The following is an 18991-nucleotide window of genomic DNA, read 5'->3' on the forward strand; positions in this document are numbered from 1 at the left end:
TAGAAGGCCGAATGTCCACATTTGTATATGGATTGTAAACACAAGTATATCGATGAAAAGAATGCCCCTACTTATAATAAAATTGCTGCAGCAGTTGAGCATGGAGGGTCATGCGGATAGCTGGAGTAAAATTCGAGCTAATAAACAACGGGGGGGATCTTAGTGCATTTACGGTATAGGAATATTTTTTTAGTGTTTTTTGTTATCGCTTTCATCTTAGTTGCCGTTTCATCGGAGAAGTCCGAAGCCGCAACAGGGAACTTGGCTTTAGGAAAGACGGCTTTTTCATCGTCGAACGAAGTAGACTTTTTCGGGCCTGAGAAAGCGGTCGACGGCGGCAAGGAGCATGCAAGCCGCTGGTCATCGGAAAGAACGGATAACCAGTGGTTCTACGTTGATCTAGGCGAGCCCGTAGAAATCGGAAGAGTCATCATCAACTGGCAGACGCCGGCGGAACAATATCAAGTTCTCGTATCTGACGATGCGGTAAGCTGGAGGAACGTATTCGCGGACAACCGCGTGCTCGTCGCCAGCGGACCAGTCGAGGATACGATCGATTTCGAGCCGACGCTGGCGCGATACGTCAAGTTTCAAGGAGTAACGAGACGTCCAATTGAAGGTATCTATTACGGATACTCCTTCTGGGAATTCGAGGTCTACAAAGGCAAACCGCTGTTGCCGCCTATGATGGACGCGGTCAAAAACAGCATCGTCGTCTCCGAAGGGGACACTCAGCTGAAACTGCCCGCTGTACCGGATGGTTATACGCTGTCGTTGGTGAATACAGACAGCTTGCCGGTGATCGACGCGCAGGGCAATATCCAAGCGCCGCTTGTCGATACACAGGTTCAGCTGCTGCTGCAAATCCAGAGCGTCAGCGATCCCACCTATCTCTTAACGGATAATGCGCTAGTCACCGTGCCCGGTCTCTACGATCAGACGGGCGATCGGAACCCGGAGCCACGCGTCATTCCTTCTTTGCGTGAGTGGCTGGGCGCAACAGGTGAGTTCCGCTTGACGGACAAGTCGAAAATCGTCATTCGCGCGGAGGATGAAGCGGCTCTGCGGGGGACGGCCGATATTTTGCAGCAGGACTTGCTTGATTTAACGAAGCTGCCGCTGACGGTAACGGTTGGTTCACCTCAAGAGGGGGACATCTACTTGGTTCTGGATGCCGCGCAAGCACGGTTGGGGACTGAGGGATATGAACTGAATATCGGCGAATATGCTTCCGTCGCCGGCACCGATCAGAAGGGCGTCATGTTCGGCACAAGAACGATCTTGCAGCTGCTTGGCCACGCTGCCGATTATAAGACGATGCCCAAGGGGCAATCGCGCGATTATCCGAAATACGCGGATCGAGGCTTCATGCTCGATGTGGGCCGCAAGTTTTATACGATCGAATTTTTGCGGGACTATGTCAAACTGATGTCCTACTATAAGATGAACCGGTTCCAGATTCACCTGAACGATGATGTCGGCGATGTCGGCTACTTCCGTCTGGAGAGCGAGAAATTCCCGGGAGTGACGAGCAAGGACGGCTTCTATACGAAGCAGCAATTCAGAGACCTGCAGCTGCTTGGGATGGAATACGGCGTAAACGTCGTGCCGGAAATCGATACGCCGGGCCATTCCGGCGCGTTCATCGCTTACGACCCTAGGTTGGGCAGCAACAATCAGCTGGATATCAAACGTCCGGAGACGCTCGACTTCATTAAAGAACTTTTTGACGAGTATCTCGACGGCAGCAATCCGACCTTCGTCGGCCCGGATGTGCATGTCGGCACGGATGAATATTTCGGCGACGACAAGGAGGCGTTCCGCAGATATGCGGATATGCTCCTTAACCACATTAACAGCAAAGGCAAGCATGCCCGTCTGTGGGGCAGCTTGTCCGCATACGACGGCACGACGCCGGTCAGCAACAATGCGACGATGGACATCTGGTATGAGCCGTACGGAAGCGCGCAGCATGCGGTAGAGCTAGGCTACGACATTATCAATACCAACACGAATTTGCTCTATATCGTTCCACAGCTGTACCGCAACTATCTAAGTTATGATTTCATCTACAACGAATGGGAGCCTAACGATTGGCTGGAGACGAAGCTTCCTTATGGGCACCCGCAGGTAAAAGGCGGCATGTTCGCGCTCTGGAACGATGTGTCCGTAGAGAAAGGCGTCTCCATGGCGGACTCGCATCAGCGTATCTTGCCTTCCATGCAAGTGTTGGCGGAGAAGCTGTGGAGAGGCAACCGCGTCGACCGGAACTTTGCAAGCTTCCAGGTGGATGCCGCAAAGTACGTGGACCCGCCGGGTGTTCATCAGTCGCACAAGCTTCAAGTCGACAATGAGCGCAATATTGTGCTCGATTATACTTTCGACGAGGGCTTCGCGGATCGTTCGGGCAACGGCTTTGACGGCAACGCGGTGAATGCAGGCACGGAGAAGGGAATCTTCGGGCAAGCAGTAAGGCTCAAAGGCGGGGCCAGCTATGTAGAAACGCCGCTGCGCACGCTTGGTTTCGGATGGACAATGTCCATGTGGCTCAAACCGGACGCTGACAACCCGCAAGGAGCTGTGCTGCTGGAATCTCCGGACGGAGGGCTGAAATATAACATCGGGGGCAGCGGCAAACTGGCCATCACGAAAGAAAACTACGTCAGCGAATTCAATTATAAGCTGCCGACCGACCGCTGGACCCATGTCATTATGATCGGCGACGACACGGGGACCTCCATCTTCATTAACGGCAGTGAGTATACGGCGACTCTCAAAGACGGCTCCAAGCTGGAAACGTTCGTATTGCCGGTAGCCAAAATCGGCAGCGAAACGAACGCTTTTAAAGGCCTGATTGACGAATTCATCGTAAGAAACACCTACGTGGACCTGCATGGGAATCTGGCTTTGCATAAGCAAGCCGAATCCTCGCAGCCGGAATCCTCGTCCTACACGGCGGACAAAGCGGTGGACGGCAGAGGGGATACCAGATGGTCCAGCGATTGGGTGGACGATACCTGGTTCATGGTGGATCTGGGTGAAGTGAAGAACATTGATGCTGTATCTATTCTATGGCAAACGGCTTACGGTTCGAAGTACCGCATTCTCGTATCCGAGGACAAGGAGAACTGGACGAACGTCGTGAAAGACAACAACGGCGAGGTTAACGGCAAGCCGGGACGCGTCGTGACGACCTTCCAAACCACGCCAGCCAGATACGTGAAGTTCGAGGGCGTATCCAGAGCTACCATGTTCGGCTATTCCTTTGAGGAATTCGAAGTGTACGGCGAGGAATATAAGCTTGGCAATCTACGGCCGATTATCGACCTGTTGGCGGCTATCGAGAACGACAAGCTTGTGGAGGACCATTACTCTCTTGAGGGCTGGGCACAGCTTCAACAGGCAATGGTGCAAGCGACTGCGGCGATTCAAACCGCCCAGCTGACTCGTCCCGAGGCCGAGCAGGCGTATGCCGGGCTGAGCGTTGCGCGCGATCGTCTAACAATCGAAGACGTAATGGGTCTGATCGAGCTTAACGTGAATGAAAGCATTGCCGCGAATCTCTATCTTCCGCAGAAAGGACAGCTCGGCACGCGTATCGTCTGGAGCAGCTCGAAGCCCGATTATCTGAATGCCAACGGACAGTTGTTGCAACGACCGTCAACCAGCGACATGGAGGTCGTGCTGACCGCGACGATCAGCAAGGGAGCTGCATCCGCGGAGAAAACGTTCAAGATCAAAATCAAAGCGTTGCCTGGCTCCGGTGGCGGAGGATGGGTTCCGACTCCAGTAACTCCGGATCCGGAAGAAGGCCAAAACGGCGGTTCGAATCCGGGCGGCGGAGATCCAGGCAATGGCAATGGTAATGAAAACGGCAACGGCAATGGCGGGGAGTCCGGCGGATCGACAACGGTTCGACTGAACGATATCGCGAGCCATTGGGCAGAAGCGTCCATCAAACGGGCGGTCGAGCTTGGATTCGTAGCGGGCTATACCGACGAGACGTTCAAGCCGAATAAGACGGTCAACAGGGACGAATTCGTCGTCATGCTGGTCAAAGCGTTGAAGCTGCAAGGTACGAACCGTTCGCTGAACTTCGCGGACGCAGGCTCGATTCAAGCCTGGGCGAATCCTTATATTGCGCAAGCCTTGGAATCCGGCTTGATCGGCGGCTATGCGGATGGGACATTCCGACCGAAGGCTTCGATCAGCCGAGCAGAGCTGGCAGCGATGATCGTTCGCGGCTTGGGCCTGAAGACTGCGGAAGGGCATGAGCTCTCTTATGCGGACGCGGATCAAATCCCGGCTTGGGCGAAGCCGTACGTGGCGGCAGCCCAGGAAGCGGGAGTCATGAACGGTCGCGGGGACAACCGGTTTGCCCCGGCCGCCTCGGCGACGCGTGCTGAAGCTGTGGTCGTCATTCTGAACATGCTCGATGCTCTTGCAGAATTGCAGGCGCAGGAGCAGAACTAATTATGTATAGAAAGAGAGCGTGAGCTTAGGTGAAAACTAGACGAAGTTTGACTGCTTTGCTGCTTGTTCCGGTCATGCTGTTCTCGTTGATATCCTCCGTGTATGCGGAGGATGCGGGCGGAGAAAACGCCGACTTCTACAATGTGGCCCAAGGGAAAACGTACACTTGGTCGGACCAGCCGGAGGACGCTTTCCCGGATGACGGGACGAAGCTGACGGACGGCAATGCTGCCGATCTATCGCGTAACAGCGGCAACTGGGTGGGCCACCGCAACATGAAATCCCGTTCGGTCGTGTTTGATCTAGGCGAGCAAAAGACGATCAAGGACGTGAGCGCGCGTTTCCTGCACGACTGGCCGAACAACGAAACGCTCGTACCGCTCACCGTTTCATTCTACGCGTCGGACGATGGGGTAAACTGGGGCGTATTGTCCCATAATGCGACTCAATTGTTATGGGGCGATCAAACCAACATCGAGACGTTTACGTGGGACGGCAGCCCGGAGACCGGAGTCGTCAAGCGTGGCGATTATACCGAAGGACTCGTGTACGCTCGGTATGTGAAAGTGGTGTTCTCCATGCATCCGAGGGCATGGAGCATGATCGACGAGGTGACGATTACCGGCGCGGACGGCTTGCTCGACGGAGCTCAGACGGTGCAGCCCGAGCCTTACGGTCTCCAGCAGTCTGGAGAAGCTACTGGCGGGATTCAGAATCTGGGCTTGCTGTATAACGGGCATTACCCGGACGGCACAGGAACTTGGACAAAGGAACGGGTTATTCCAAATATCAGCTATGTGGATAAGCAAGGGGAGCCTGTCGATTGGCTGTTCGACGGCGTGCTTTATCTGGGTTTGACGTCGGAGAACGGCAGGGGTTTCGGAGCGACGGATGCGGCCGGCAAAGCCAGAAAAGTGGAATGGGAATGGTATTTGAATAAAACGTTTAACGCTGGCGGCGATATGAGCGCGTTGAACGAGGCGACGGCCGAGGTAGGCGCGAAGCTTGGCGAGCCCGACCGTAAGACGAAGGTTGTTATGATGATTCCCGATCCGGGCGAATATCAGTCCGATTTCGGCAGCATTAACGGTGAAAATCTGAACTTCGATCTAAGTGTGGTCGGCAATGCCGCATCGCTGAACAACCGGACCAAAGCGATTCAGTGGTGGACCGATGAAGTGCAAGCAAGATGGGCGGCTGCGGGCTACTCGAATCTGGAGCTCGTCGGCATGTATTGGCTGGAGGAGCAAATCAGCACGCATTCGACTGGTCCGGAGATGGTCAAGAGGGCGAGCGATATCGTTCATAACGCTGACCTGAAGATGTTCTGGATTCCTCATTTTATGGCCTATAAGGCATTCATGTGGAAGGATGTCGGCATTGATGCCATTTCTCTGCAGCCGAACTATTTCTTCGAGAAACTGGACCCTTCGCGTCTGGATGATACAGCGGATATGGCGAAACGGTACGGCATGTCGCTGGAGCTGGAGTTCGACGACCGGATGATCAACGACGCCGTCTTCCGCGAGCGGTTCATCGATTACTTGAACAGCGGCGTGGATACAGGGCTGATGCAGCAAGGGTATAAAGCTTACTATCAAGGCAACAACGCCGTTTACAACGCGGCGAAAAGCGCGGACCCTGCAACTCGCGTCCTCTACGATTGGCTCTATCAATTCACGAAAGGCACTTATCAGAAGCAAGACGCCGCTCCGCCTGATGTTGTAGCGCTCATGAACGGGGAGCCGATCTCGGAGCATACGATTGTGCCTGATACGACACAAGCTGCCTTCACCTGGACTATTCCGGGAGATGACGGCAGCGGGATCGTTAAAGTTACGGCCAAGTATGACGGCAAACCTTATACGCAAGGAACTGTTGTAGATCTGACGGGCAAGCCGGGCAAGCACGTGCTGGAGCTGACGGTGGCAGCCGCCAAATCCAAGACGGTTAAATTCGTAATCGAAGCACGTTTGGGCGCTGAAGGCCTATTGGCTCTTGTTGAAAAGTACGCGGACAACAAGCAGCTTAGCAATGCCAATACGGTACGTGTGATGCGCAACGCCTTGATCATGATGAAGCGTACGCAAGAGAGCGACCCTGAGCAAGCCAAAAACTATTTGCTGGCATTCCATGCAAAGCTGGAAGAGGCTAAAGGTCTTGAGTTTGTAACGGAAGGCGCTTATACGGCGCTGAAGGAAGGCGTGTATTACGAGATTGGCAGCATTGCGGAAGACAAAGAAGCTGAAGCATCATCGACGGAAGCCGCAGGTCTGGAGCCTTCTAAGGCGCTGGATGGCGCACCGGGCACGCGCTGGGCGAGCGAAGTGCGCGACACGTCTTGGTTCCAGGTCGATCTGGACAGCCGGCAAACCTTCGATACGATCCGCATCGATTGGGAATATGCGCGCGCGGACCAATACCGTCTGAGCGTATCGGATGATAATCAGACGTGGAAGCCCTTGAAAGTCGGCAACAATGGCGTGGTTAAAGCTGCCGACGGCAAGAACACGCTGGTATTCCCTGCAACGACGGCAAGATATATCAAGTTTGAGGGACTGACTCGGGCAACGTTCTACGGTTATTCCTTCTATGAATTTGGCGTGTACGATCTTGCCCAGCAGCAAGAGCTGAAGACATTGGACGGCATACAAGCCGCGGTGGACGCCTCCACGAAGAAAGTCACGATCGACGGGTTGGTCATGAACGGCAAGAAAGAACATTTGTATGTCAAAGTGCTTGACCCAAAAGGCAACATTCAATATACCGGTCAGACGGGTACCGAGGATGACGGAAGCTTCCGCATCGCCTTTACGTTGAACGGAGAAGAGCAAGGACTGTATACGGTCGAGCTGGAAACGGATGACATGACGACTCCAAAGCAGGCAACCTTCGAATATCGCAAGCCGCCTTCCACTGGCGGAGGCAATGGGGGCAGCATCGGAGGCGGTCCGGCGCAAGATCCGTATACGTTGCAAGCGGACGGTTCAGTCAAAGCCGTGCTTGTCCCGACATTGAAAGGCAATCAGGCTGCTGCTTCGGTCGGAGCGGCGGATCTAAATGCCGCGATTCGCAAGGCAACAGCCGACAGCAACGGCAACAAGCACATTCGTCTTGAATTGAAGCCGTCGAACGCGGCTGGCAGCTATGCTTTGGAGCTTCCGGCAGTTAGTCTGACGAACCAGTCTAATCTGATTCTGCATCTCTCCACGTCGTATGCCCAGCTTGCTCTGACTGGCGACATGCTGGCTGGAGTCAAGGAGAATGCCGGAAAGCTGCTCGTTATCGTAAGCGACCGTGCAGGCGAGTATCGCGGCAACGAAGCGGCTGGCCGGATCGGCAACAGGCCAATCGTGGGAATTGCATTGCAACTGGACGGAGAAGCTCTGTCTTGGAACAATGCGAAGGCACCGATTTCCATTGCGATTCCATATTCGCTTCAAGCGGGAGAGCAAGCAGCTGATCTGCAAGCTTTTGAGCTGACGGGCAACAGCGCGGCGGCAATTGATGGCGCGTCTTATGACAAAGACAAGGGCGTACTGCGATTCTCCATCGACCAAGTCGGCGTCTATGCTGTCGGCGGCAAGAAACCGGTTGCGTTTACTGACCTAGGCAAGCATGAATGGGCGCGCGAGGCGATCGAGAAGCTGGCCGAAAGAGGCATCGTCAAAGGCACCTCGATCGAAAATGGCACTTTCAGCCCCGCAAATCAAGTAACGCGAGCTGATTTTATCCTGATGCTGGTGAACATGCTTGATCTGCGCGCCGAGATTACCTCGACGTTTGCCGATGTGAAGCCGAATGATTATTACTACGATGCGGTGTCCATCGCCAAGCAATTGGGAATCGTTTCGGGAGTGAACGAAGTTAACTTTGCTCCTCGTGACTCCATCAGCCGCCAGGACGCTATGGTTATGCTGACCCGAGCGCTGCAAACGACTGGGGCAATCAAGCCGTCCGCATCCGGTTCAACGCTTGAGGGCTTCCATGATGCGAGCCAGATTGCGCCATATGCTGCGGACAGCGTGGCAACGATGTTCGAGCATGGGCTGGTTACGGGTTCGGGCGGCTATATGAAGCCGAAGAGTACGACCAGCAGAGCGGAAGCGGCGACGTTCTTGTATCGCGTTCTTCAATTCATCGAGGAGCAGCAGCAGAAGTAGACGCGGAAACAATTGATTTAAGCACATTCCGATTAGCGCGGCAACGCGCCCGGGATGTGCTTTTTCGACGATACAAAATAAAACTTCCTGAATGGATGGATGAAGCCGGTAAGGCGTCCCGCGCTTCCGCGATGAACTGCGGGCGCGTGATGGCGCCTCCGACTTCTACGTATGACGCCCCGACGCCGCTTCCTCGGGCTCGTTACATCTAGGCTCCATACAAAAGTAGGGGCTGTCCAATAAGTCTCAAAAAAAGTTGGGTGAAAAACTTCCGTCCAACTTTTTTGTACCTGCTTTTTCAGGAAAGTAGCAAGGTGGCTGCCTGCCACTTAACATTCAACCAAAACGGGACGTCCAGCACCCCATTTTTCAAGATGTCGGCCTATTTGGCGGATTGTGTATGAATTTTCATACACATTTGGCCAGATATAGGCCTATTTGGTGAATTGTGTATGAATTTTCATACACGTTTGGCTAGATACAGGCCTATTTGGCGGATTGTGTATGAATTTTTATGCACGTTTGTCCAGATGCAGGCTTATTTGGTGGATTGTGTATGAATTTTCATACACACTTACCCCGGTGAAGCTACTTTTGTTGAATTTTGTATACAAGCCTACCCATATAATCGAGCCATAAGGACAACGGGGCTACTTCACTCGGACAGCCCCTTTTTTTGTGAAAATTGACTGGTGATCATAATCGATCAGAATTATGTAGTGGAGTTCATAGTCTGATTAATGATATGGGCGATAGACTTAGCATCTTCGCCTACCCCGCCGAAGGAAGAAAGGACGATGACTAACCGACAAATAAACTTTCCGTCGGCCGGATAAATCAACAGCAATCTGAGCCCCAGAATTTCCTCCCCCTACAATCAAAGTGTCTCCAGGGAGAAGTTGATTAGGGTTTCTATAGTCAGAAGAATGCAATTGGTTTACATTAGCCGGTAAGTTGGAGGCAAAAGAGGGGAGCTTTCCCTTTTGAAATGGCCCCGTGGCTATTATAATGTTTTTGGATGTATACTTACGGTTGTTCGTCCAAGCATGAAAGTAACCATCATGTTTTGCTACTTTAGTTACGCAGGTATTAAGGTGAACAGGTAGATGAAACTTATCTGCGTAATTTTCCAAATAATCAGCAGTTTCATTTTTGCTCGGGAATACTTTCCTATCTCCCGGAAAAGATAGTCCGGGAAGTCCGCTGTACGTTCTTGGTGTAAATAGAACAAGGGAATCCAATGATGAGAACGTCTATAATGGTGTCGTTAATTGCAAACCCTCCTTATTGAGTTACGGCAATGAGCAAGATACTATGGGATTGATTGCATATCATTATTTGGATAAAATAATGACATGAAATTGCAAGGAGGACGTGTCATGCCGACTATTCGACCAAGCTCAGACTTGCGAAATAAATACAGTGAAATATCTGAGTTCTGCCATAAATATGATGAACCTGTCTACATTACAAAGAATGGCCAAGGCGATCTGGATGTGATGAGTATTGAAACATATGAAAAACGGGTTGGAAAGTTTGAACTTTATAAATTGCTGGATGAGGGACTGGATGCTAAGAAAAATCAAAAGTGCGGCCATTTCGTGAGGCGTTTGCAGATATCGAAAAAGGAATTCCTGATTGAGCATGAGTTATCTAGCGGTGATCTCTGAAACGGTTTTATGTGGTTTCTAGCTCCACCATACTTTAAATCAGAAACGGCAGAGATGCCGTTTTTTATTTTATTTGTGAAGGTTTGCCGGAGCAAATTATCTGTTTGACACAAGAGGTTTGTCGGAGTAAACTCATTACTAAAGGGTTTATCGCAACAAACCTATACGGGAGGTGGAGCGGATGGAGTCATATAAGCTGTTTGACGCTGAGTTTAAGTTTGTAAGTTTAATTTGGGAGCATGAGCCGCTTAATTCTACAGAGCTTTCCAAGCTTTGTTTGCAAGAACTGGGTTGGAAGAAATCAACGACCTATAATATGATACGTAAACTTGCGGAACGCGGAATTTTGAGAAATGAGCAGGCTGTTGTAACCACTCTGATTAATCGGGAACAAGTGCAGAAGTACGAGAGCGAAGTGCTGCTGGAAAAAGCTTTTGACAACTCTTTACCTTCCTTTATAGCAGCCTTTCTCAAGGACAAAAAATTGTCTAAGGAAGAAGCCGATAAGATCAAACGAATGATCGAAGGTGCAACGAAATGAAGGATCTATTTATCTCCATTCTTAATATGAGTCTCACAGCGAGCTATGTGGCAGGGCTTGTTTTTATTGCCAGGTGGGGGCTAAAGAGGCTGAAGCTGCCAACCATATTTGCATATATGCTGTGGGCGGTTGTATTCATCCGTTTGGTACTGCCCATATCGTTCGAAAGCCCTTTAAGTTTAGTTCCGGGTAAAGTGAATATGATTCCAGGGCAAATCACTTCGGAACTAACGCCTAAAATAGATTCAGGAATTAATGCGGCAGATGATTCTGTTAACAATGCGATTGCGGCTTTGCCTGCTCCTAATCCAGCGAACTCCGTTAACCCGATGGGTATAATTATGGAGGCTTTGGCAGCAGTATGGATCGTTGGCATGTTAGCTTTAGTCAGCTACGCGATCGTTTCCTATGCTAGATTGCATCGTAAGCTGTCTATAGCCACCAGAGTACGCGACTATATTTATGAATCGGATCAAATTAAGGCACCCTTTGTAATGGGAATGCTGCGGCCGCGTATTTTTTTGCCGTTAGGATTAGCGAATGAGGATTTTAATTATATTGTAAAGCATGAACAGACTCATATTAGACGATATGATTATTTGATTAAGCCCGCGGCCTTTTTAGTGCTGGCTGTACATTGGTTTAATCCGATGATTTGGCTGTCTTACTATTTAATGATTAAGGATATGGAAATGTCTTGCGATGAAAGTGTTATGAAACGGTCCGAAGGCGATACGCGAGCGGCTTATTCTTATACGCTGTTATCGCTGGCATCCAAGCAAAGAGGTTTCCTTGGGCCATTATCGTTCGGGGAGAGCAACGTGAAGGAGAGAGTACGAAATATTATGAATTACAAAAAACCTGTTTTTTGGACTGGTTGTGTAATGATTGCGATCGTTATTATTTTTTCAGTGGGTCTTTTGTCCAATCCTCTCAAAGCCTTAGAGCCGGAAGGACAATATGAGCAGTTGTGGAAGTATCGGACGGAATACGTCGGCAATTCGGGGAAAGTAAGCAGCATTAGCGGCCATTTGGATTATCCGGCACCATTCAAATATGATCATATTGAGCTGCAAACAAAAAATAAACCTTATGGTTTGACTGTGTATATAGCGATGGAGGAAGCTGTAACAGAGCATCAACTGCCCACTGCTGAACAGCTTGCAGCTGCCAAGCCTTATTTTCACAAAAATGCTTTATTGTTGTATGGCTTAATTGGAAATGTGGATGAAATTGTGTTCCAATTAAAAGGTGAGTCTGAGGAAAATAGCTTGTTCTATACTAGAGAATGGGCGCAAGCGAGAGTGGAAAAGCCGGTTTTCTCATTAACGGAGAAGAAGGAGGATTTTCTCGCTTTCTTGAAAACAGTTGATGAATTGGCTCTGAAGGATCAAGTGATTCAGACAGTAGAAGGCTTCGGGCAAAATCTAAAGCATGTAAGAATCGTTACAGTGCCGGAAGAAAAAACGAAAGAGCTGATTGATCAATATTATACGCCGTATGTTGCAAAAGAATTAATTACGGCATGGAAGGAACACATCGAATCGACGCCTGGAAGAGAGTTATCCAGTCCATGGCCAGAGCGGATAGAAGTCCAATCCGTGATTTTTACTAATGATGCGGCCAGTGTAGTGCAAGGGCATATCATTGGAATGGCTGGCGGCGAGATTGTCGGCAAAGATGCCGTTGCGATTCACCTGAAGCTGGAAGATGGGAAATGGAAAATAGATCAAATTGAAGAGAAGTGAAGAAAACGGTTGTCCGCGCGATGTGCGGGCAACCGTTTTTGCAGATCCCATAGCCTAGTTGCTTGTCTCCCCATTTATTTTTTGATCTCCCTATTTTTCAAAATATACGGAGCGCCAGTTAATCCTGTTTCTTGAATCTGCAGTTTCATTGAAACGGAAACTTCCGCCTCTGCAAATTTCTCTGGCCATTCTTTCTTTAACATTTTCCACTTATATGGATGTTGTCGGTGAAAAGCTTCGCCAAAACCGAAAATGTCCGTGCCGAGAGGTTGCACTTTCTGTATGATCTGATGGACATCTGTACCGACTTGTGTATGTAATTCGTTTTGGACCAGAGCTATGTTTTTAGAAACAGCCAAGTCTAAGCGAGTGTTGTTTTCCCGAATTTTCCCCTTTCCGCTAAGCGTAACGAGAAAATGTACTTTCGAGCCGCGCTGGGATGCCACGATTTTGCTTTTCAAATGGTTTGCCTCCACAACGACGTTTCCCTTCTCCCCAGGAATATCCACCGTGACGATTATTGATTTCAATAGCCCTTTGACCCATTGCTGGTAGTAGCCCTTATTCATCGGCAAATATCCGGCGAGCCGGGAGTCTTTGTTAAAAATAGCGAAACCCCATAGCTTCATCTTTGGATCTGTTCGTTTAGAGCTTTTTACAGAAGAACTGTCAGTCATCTCGATCACAGGCAAGAAAGGGCTGCTCTCCTCGCTCTCAGCAGCCATATAAAAGTTTCGTAACGTATGATTGGCCTTTAATCCAGCTGTATCGTGCATATTGACAATAGCATGCGCGGATAGACTCTCTAGAGGATACGGCAATTCGAGAAAATCCTGTACCGAGCCTCCCCGTAAGACTAATATGTCTCTTCGCAGCCGAACAGTGGGATCCCGACCTAATTCATCCAAAATGTTTGCAAGGCCATGTTTCGCTAATGTTTCCCCAATTATGACTACCCCGCTATGCCCTTCAAACCACGGCCTTGATAGTTTTAACCGCATATTCTTGGAGGCATCGTACATATTTTTCCCATTTCCCGATATGGTAAAAAAAGCCTTGTCCTGGCTTTTTCCTTCACCGACGCCTAGTTTCGAAGGAATTGCAAACTGCGCAGTCCCCGTATACATTTCATCTTCGATCAAGTCAAATCCCCAAGCGGTGATAATGGCTTGGTCGTCGAGTTCTTTGCGATCCCAGCAACCTGTCGTCGACAGCAAGAGCAAGAGTAATAGGATAGGAAGCATAAAGTGTATTGGTTTCATTGCGGCCTCACCTTCTTGTTGGATCACTTTGGCGGATCAACCCAACAATCCATAAGAATAGGAGAAAAACACATGCGTAGATAAGCAGGGCACGAGGTATCAAAGATTGTTGGAAACCGACGACGACCTCCGCAATGTTCTTTGGCAACAGCGAGTAAAGAAATATAATTGGAACAACAATCCAAATTAACTTTCTCCAATCTTTCATATTGAGCCATTGTGCGGTTCCGTAAATGGTGACAAACAAGTATAAAGACAATTTGATAAAAACAGAAAACATCCAGATGATCACGACAAAGATATCGACATTTTCAATAAATCCCAAGACGGAAATGAATCGCGTCATACTTAAAAAAGGAAACCACATTCGCGAGGGGATCGTCGGCCCAAACGTCATAATGATCATCGCCGTTGCTATAATAGTCAAAATAGAGGAAACAGCCATTCCCCACATGGACCGTGTGAATATTTGACGGAAATCTGTTAGAAAACAGAACACCATGACAAACAAGATGATATCGCCATAAAAAGCAACGAGGGGGGTCGCCCCTTTCAAAATGGATTTCCAACCGGAATCAGCATAGACGGGTGTTAATTGCTGCCAATCCAGCTGATTCAAGCTAAAAACGAAAGTGCCCAAAAGCATAAGTACAATAATTGGGCCTATCAATTCACTGCAACGCGCGATTCCTTCAAGGCCTCCCGTATAAACAACATAAATCGCCAAAATTAACATGACGATCGATAACACGATTAAGGGAGTTTCGTTAAACAGCGCAACATATATAAATTCGGTGGAATTGCGTAAAATAATCCCGCTTACCGAATACCACATCATAAAGAAAGGAACGACGAGCATTTTACCTAACCATTTCCCTAATATCGTCTGGCTATATTGTATAAATGTTTGCTTGGGGTAAAGAAGGCTTACCTTTACAGCGAGGATCATCATGCAGAGCCCGATTATTCCAGCCAATGCGATGGAAATCCAGGCATCTTGCTTAGCCTCGGCAATGGCTGGAGACAGAGTAAACAAAATACCAAGGCCGGTTATCGTATTTACGATCAGCCAAAAAAGCTGCAGTCCGGATATTTTCATTCGTAAGCGCTCCTATCTATGGCTAATCGGATACGATTTTCAATGCCTATTCGCTTCTCCCTCGTTTTTCATCGGGCTTTTGCCCTTTTGGAATGCGCTTTTTATTCCTTCCTGCAAGGTATGTCGGACGAGCATTCATAGCCCATCGCGGTGAACGGATCAGAACATCCTTTAAATTCCCGGGAATCTGAGGAGAAACCGGGGCTAGAAAAGGCACTCCAAACGAACGAAGATCGACCAGATGAATAAGGAGCGCGATTATTCCGAAGCCAATCCCGTAAATACCTAACGTGCCCGCCAAGATTAATAGCGGGAAGCGCAGAATTCGAAAAGCTAGCCCCAAATTGTATCGGGGAATAGTAAACGAAGCTATGCCTGTAAACGCAACGACAATGACCATGGGCGCCGAAACGATGCCGGCACGCACCGCGGATTCCCCAATCACCAATGCCCCGACCATACTGACCGTCGAACCGACCGGTTTGGGCAAACGGATGCCGGCTTCCCTAAGCGCCTCGAACATGACTTCCATCAATAACGCCTCCACAACGGCGGGGAAAGGAACGCCTTCTCGAGCGGCAGCGATACTAAGTAGGAAATCAGCTGGAATTAACTGCGGATGGAACGTGGTGGCTGCAACATATAGTGACGGGAGTAGGAACGAAATACCCAGCAACATGAACCGCAGCCATCGAATCGCCGTTGTATAGATGAAATGCTCATAGTAATCTTCCGCAGCTTGGATGACCGACCAAAACGTTAGAGGGACAATAAGCACAAACGGTGTGCCGTTCACTATAATAGCGATTTTGCCTTCCAACAGGCTAGAGAGCACGACGTCCGGTCGTTCCGAATTTTGTACCAGCGGGAACGGAGAAAAGGGGTTGTCTTCGATAAATTCTTCAATAAATCCCGAATCCAATACAGCATCTATCTGAATGCGGCCAACTCTCTTTCGAACTTCCTCCAAGATCGAATCTTGAGCGATACCTTCAATATATACAATGGCCACATCCGTCTGAGACAATGTACCGATCGTTAAAGATTCAATTTTCAATCTGGCACTTCGCAATCTTCGCCTTAATAAGCTCGTATTCGTTTGTAACGATTCGGTAAAACCTTCACGGGGACCGCGTATGACGGATTCGACTGCCGGTTCTGTAATTTGCCGTTTTTCATAATCTTTGAGGTCGGCGAGTAAAACTTGATTCTCTCCCTCCACAAAAATCGCGACTTGACCATTTAAAACATCATGCACCGTTTCTAATACACTGCTTGCCAGCTTTGTTTGCCGGGTAGCGATAGCTTGATCGCGGATAAGCTTATCCAAAGACTCCAGGTTGCTCGATCTTTCCGGCATTTCTTTGAGGATTAGGGGCATAAGCAAGGTTTGTTCTAAGCTTTTCGTATCCACCATTCCATCGATATAGATCAGTAAAGCTTTCTTTTTTTCATGAATTTGAATAGGGCGGTATACAACATCGGAACAGTTTCGAAACAGTTCCTTTATAGCTTGTTCATTTTGATTTAAATCCGCAACAAATTGTTGGCTTGGATGGCCATGATTCTCTTGCAGCAAAGCTTCCCGCCGAGCCTGTTTTTGTAGAGACGATTTCGAGAATCGTTTATGGAATTGAGTCACGGATAAACCTCCGAAGTACGGGTTTTCTACAAGTATTCATTCCCTATCGATAGGGATTTATGCAAGTAACCAAAAGGAGAAGCTTTCAAAAGAAAAGAAGCTGCACATGACCGTTATGGTTCATGGACAGCTTCTTTTGCGCTTGGCAGCGAGATCGGCTAGGGTGTGATAGGGTCAATCGTCAGCACTATCGTGATCTTTTTTATTTTGTTCCCTGTTTTTCTTTTCTGCTTTTCTGCGTTCCTTTTCCTTCTTCTTATCGTCGCGATCCTTGTCTTTTTTCTTATCCTTGCCTTTTCCTTTATCTTTATTTTTATCGCCCTGTTTTTCATTGTCGTCGTTTCGAATTTTCACATCTTTTTGCTTAAGGCCCTTCACAGTATGAAATGCGATGACCGGCTCACCTTCGAGCGCTTTGGCCATCAACGTCTGGAAGACGGATGCAGCCGCTTTGGAAGTGGTCGTCAAGTAATGGTCGCTGTCCGTTTTGTCATAGCCGAGCCAGACGGCGCCGACAAGCTGCGGCGTAAAGCCGACGAACCAATTGTCCTTGATTCCGCCATCTGTTCCGGGCATCCCGGTCGTTCCTGTCTTGCCAGCGACAGGTCTTCCGGGAAGCGATGCTGCCTGGCCAGAGCCTTCACGCACGACGCCCTCCAGCATCGCGGTTAGGGTACGGGCGACTTCCGGTTCAAGCACCTTCACAGGTGCTTGTTGGCTGGCGTCTGCAAGAACAATACCGTCAGCGGACTCGATGCGCACGATCGTATGGGCCGGCATGCGGGAGCCGTCGCTTGCAAACGTTCCGAACGCTTCCGCCATATCAAGCGGCGAAACGCCCTCCTGCAGGCCGCCGAGCGCAAGACCTAGCGTACGGTCTCCATCCGTCAGTTCCAAACCGAATCGTGCGGAGGCATCCATACCTGCGTCGATTCCGATCTCATGGAGCAGCTTGACCGCCGGAATATTGTACGAATGTACCAGCGATTCGTATAAGGATACTTCGCCGTAGTAACGTCCGGTGACATTTTTGGGTCGGTAGCCGCCGAAGTCTACCGGTTCATCGACAACCGTATCGCTTGGCTTGTAGCCTCGCTCCAGTGCCGGCGCATAAACGGCGATCGGTTTCATCGCGGAGCCCGGCTGCCGTTTCAACTGCGATGCGCGGTTGAAGCCACGGAACGGCTGATTGCCGCGCCCGCCGATTAACGCCCGAATTCCCCCGTCCCTTGGATCGACCAACACTGCGCCGCTCTGAATGAGCTGATCCGCTTTGCTTTCCGGGAACAACGACTCGTCAGCATATACACTTTCCGCAGCTTGCTGCATGCCCGTATCCAGCGCGGTATAAATATGCAGCCCGCCGTGTAATACCTCGTTTTCCGTCAATCCGTATTTGACGACCGCTTCGCGAATCATTTGATCGACGTAATAGGGATATTTCATCGCTGCCGCTTTGTCTGATTTGGCTACGGACAGCTTTATCGGCTCGCTAATGGCGATTTTATAATCGGCGGATGTGATTTTTCCTTGTTCCTCCATTAGACGAAGTACCAGATTTCGCCGCTCCTTCGCTTTCTCCGGATGTTTGTAAGGCGTAAGGGCGGATGGCGCTCGAATAAGGCCTGCCAGTACAGCCGATTCCGAAAGCGTCAGCCTGTCAACTGTTTTGCCGAAATAGGTCTCGGCAGCCCTTTTAATTCCCCAGGCCCCTTCGCCAAAATAGATTTGATTGAGGTACATCTCCAGGATTTCCTGCTTATTGTAGTTTTCTTCGATTTTTTTCGCTAACAGTACTTCGTTCCATTTGCGCATCCAAGTGCGCTCGTGGGACAAAAAGACGTTTTTGGCAAGCTGCTGCGTAATTGTACTCCCGCCTTGCGTGGTGCCGCCTGCCCTTATATTCGCATAAAACGCCCGGCCGATTGCCCGCGTATCCATCCCTTTATGATCGAAAAAACGCTTATCCTCTACGGCCGTCACTGCATCGATTAACGGCTTCGGCAGCATGCTGTATTCGACGGGGACGATTTCACTGCGTGACAGCCGCTCCACTTCCTTGCCGTTGCGGTCGTACAATATGGTTGCCGCCGGAAGCGGCTTGTCTAGTTCGCTGATATCTTGGGCGGCCACCAGCAGGCGGAATCCGCTCCAGCAGGCGATTGCTGCCACGGTGACTACGACGATCGATAGGATAAGCACCGAACGCCGGGATGGCTTTTTCCATATGCTAAACTTTTTCTTGGCATTTCTCGATTTGTTGATTGCTGGTTCCATTGCGATCCTCCTGTTGTTGCCTAAACGGTTACTACATATAAAGTATAATATTCGTAGCGACTTGACGATTTGGGTACGTCAGATCGTAATCGGCTGTTCAGGTGCCTGAGGAAAGC

General features: G+C 49.7%; 10 protein-coding genes. 5 read left to right on the top strand and 5 right to left on the bottom strand.

From position 1 onward, the window contains the following. The first annotated feature begins 162 nt into the window (after positions 1-162). Together B1748_RS10905 and B1748_RS10910 are read left to right on the top strand one after the other, a co-directional pair. Positions 163-4473, top strand: a complete 4311-nt coding sequence (locus tag B1748_RS10905; RefSeq protein WP_087567932.1) for a discoidin domain-containing protein — start codon at positions 163-165, stop codon at positions 4471-4473. Positions 4474-4502: 29 nt separating this feature from the next. Next, positions 4503-8636: a DUF4855 domain-containing protein gene (locus B1748_RS10910; protein ID WP_087567933.1), complete on the top strand. Its 4134-nt coding sequence runs from the start codon at positions 4503-4505 to the stop codon at positions 8634-8636. Between the two features lie 758 nt (positions 8637-9394). Here the strand turns inward: B1748_RS10910 and B1748_RS37990 are convergent. After that, the gene (locus B1748_RS37990; protein ID WP_087567934.1) at positions 9395-9877 is read right to left on the bottom strand and encodes an NAD(P)-binding domain-containing protein; all 483 of its coding nucleotides are present in this window, start codon (positions 9875-9877) and stop codon (positions 9395-9397) included. A gap of 138 nt (positions 9878-10015) precedes the next feature. Here B1748_RS37990 and B1748_RS10920 point away from each other — a divergent pair, with 138 nt between their 5' ends. The 3 genes from B1748_RS10920 (at position 10016) to B1748_RS10930 (ending at position 12595) form a co-directional block, all read left to right on the top strand. Beyond that, a complete protein-coding gene (locus tag B1748_RS10920) occupies positions 10016-10306 on the top strand; it encodes a type II toxin-antitoxin system Phd/YefM family antitoxin (RefSeq protein ID WP_087567935.1) in 291 nt (96 codons plus the stop codon). 181 nt (positions 10307-10487) lie between these two features. Next, entirely contained in the window at positions 10488-10847 is a 360-nt protein-coding gene (locus tag B1748_RS10925; protein WP_087567936.1) for a BlaI/MecI/CopY family transcriptional regulator, read from the top strand. Continuing rightward, the gene (locus B1748_RS10930) at positions 10844-12595 is read left to right on the top strand and encodes a M56 family metallopeptidase (protein ID WP_087567937.1); all 1752 of its coding nucleotides are present in this window, start codon (positions 10844-10846) and stop codon (positions 12593-12595) included. The genes B1748_RS10925 and B1748_RS10930 overlap by 4 nt, the downstream gene beginning before the upstream one ends. A gap of 74 nt (positions 12596-12669) precedes the next feature. On the opposite strand, the gene B1748_RS10935 is transcribed toward B1748_RS10930, so the two are convergent. From B1748_RS10935 to B1748_RS10950, 4 genes are all read right to left on the bottom strand, one after another. Then, the gene (locus B1748_RS10935) at positions 12670-13857 is read right to left on the bottom strand and encodes a Ger(x)C family spore germination protein (protein ID WP_087567938.1); all 1188 of its coding nucleotides are present in this window, start codon (positions 13855-13857) and stop codon (positions 12670-12672) included. Between the two features lie 7 nt (positions 13858-13864). Next, positions 13865-14956 (bottom strand): GerAB/ArcD/ProY family transporter, encoded by a 1092-nt coding sequence (locus B1748_RS10940; protein ID WP_087567939.1) that lies wholly within the window; start codon positions 14954-14956, stop codon positions 13865-13867. A 46-nt stretch (positions 14957-15002) separates the two neighbouring features. Then, entirely contained in the window at positions 15003-16598 is a 1596-nt protein-coding gene (locus tag B1748_RS10945; RefSeq protein WP_373271268.1) for a spore germination protein, read from the bottom strand. A 174-nt stretch (positions 16599-16772) separates the two neighbouring features. Then, entirely contained in the window at positions 16773-18875 is a 2103-nt protein-coding gene (locus B1748_RS10950; RefSeq protein ID WP_087567940.1) for a transglycosylase domain-containing protein, read from the bottom strand. Between the last annotated feature and the right edge of the window lie 116 nt (positions 18876-18991).

It is taken from the genome of Paenibacillus sp. MY03 (assembly GCF_002165585.1).
GTDB lineage: Bacteria > Bacillota > Bacilli > Paenibacillales > Paenibacillaceae > Pristimantibacillus > Pristimantibacillus agaridevorans.

Excerpts from the sequence above, each read along its gene's own strand:
- B1748_RS10930 (WP_087567937.1), top strand. The coding sequence starts at position 10,844 with ATGAAGGATCTATTTATCTCCATTCTTAATATGAGTCTCACAGCGAGC.
- B1748_RS10920 (WP_087567935.1), top strand. The coding sequence starts at position 10,016 with ATGCCGACTATTCGACCAAGCTCAGACTTGCGAAATAAATACAGTGAA.
- B1748_RS10950 (WP_087567940.1), bottom strand. The coding sequence starts at position 18,875 with ATGGAACCAGCAATCAACAAATCGAGAAATGCCAAGAAAAAGTTTAGC.
- B1748_RS10935 (WP_087567938.1), bottom strand. The coding sequence starts at position 13,857 with ATGAAACCAATACACTTTATGCTTCCTATCCTATTACTCTTGCTCTTG.
- B1748_RS10925 (WP_087567936.1), top strand. The coding sequence starts at position 10,488 with ATGGAGTCATATAAGCTGTTTGACGCTGAGTTTAAGTTTGTAAGTTTA.
- B1748_RS10940 (WP_087567939.1), bottom strand. The coding sequence starts at position 14,956 with ATGAAAATATCCGGACTGCAGCTTTTTTGGCTGATCGTAAATACGATA.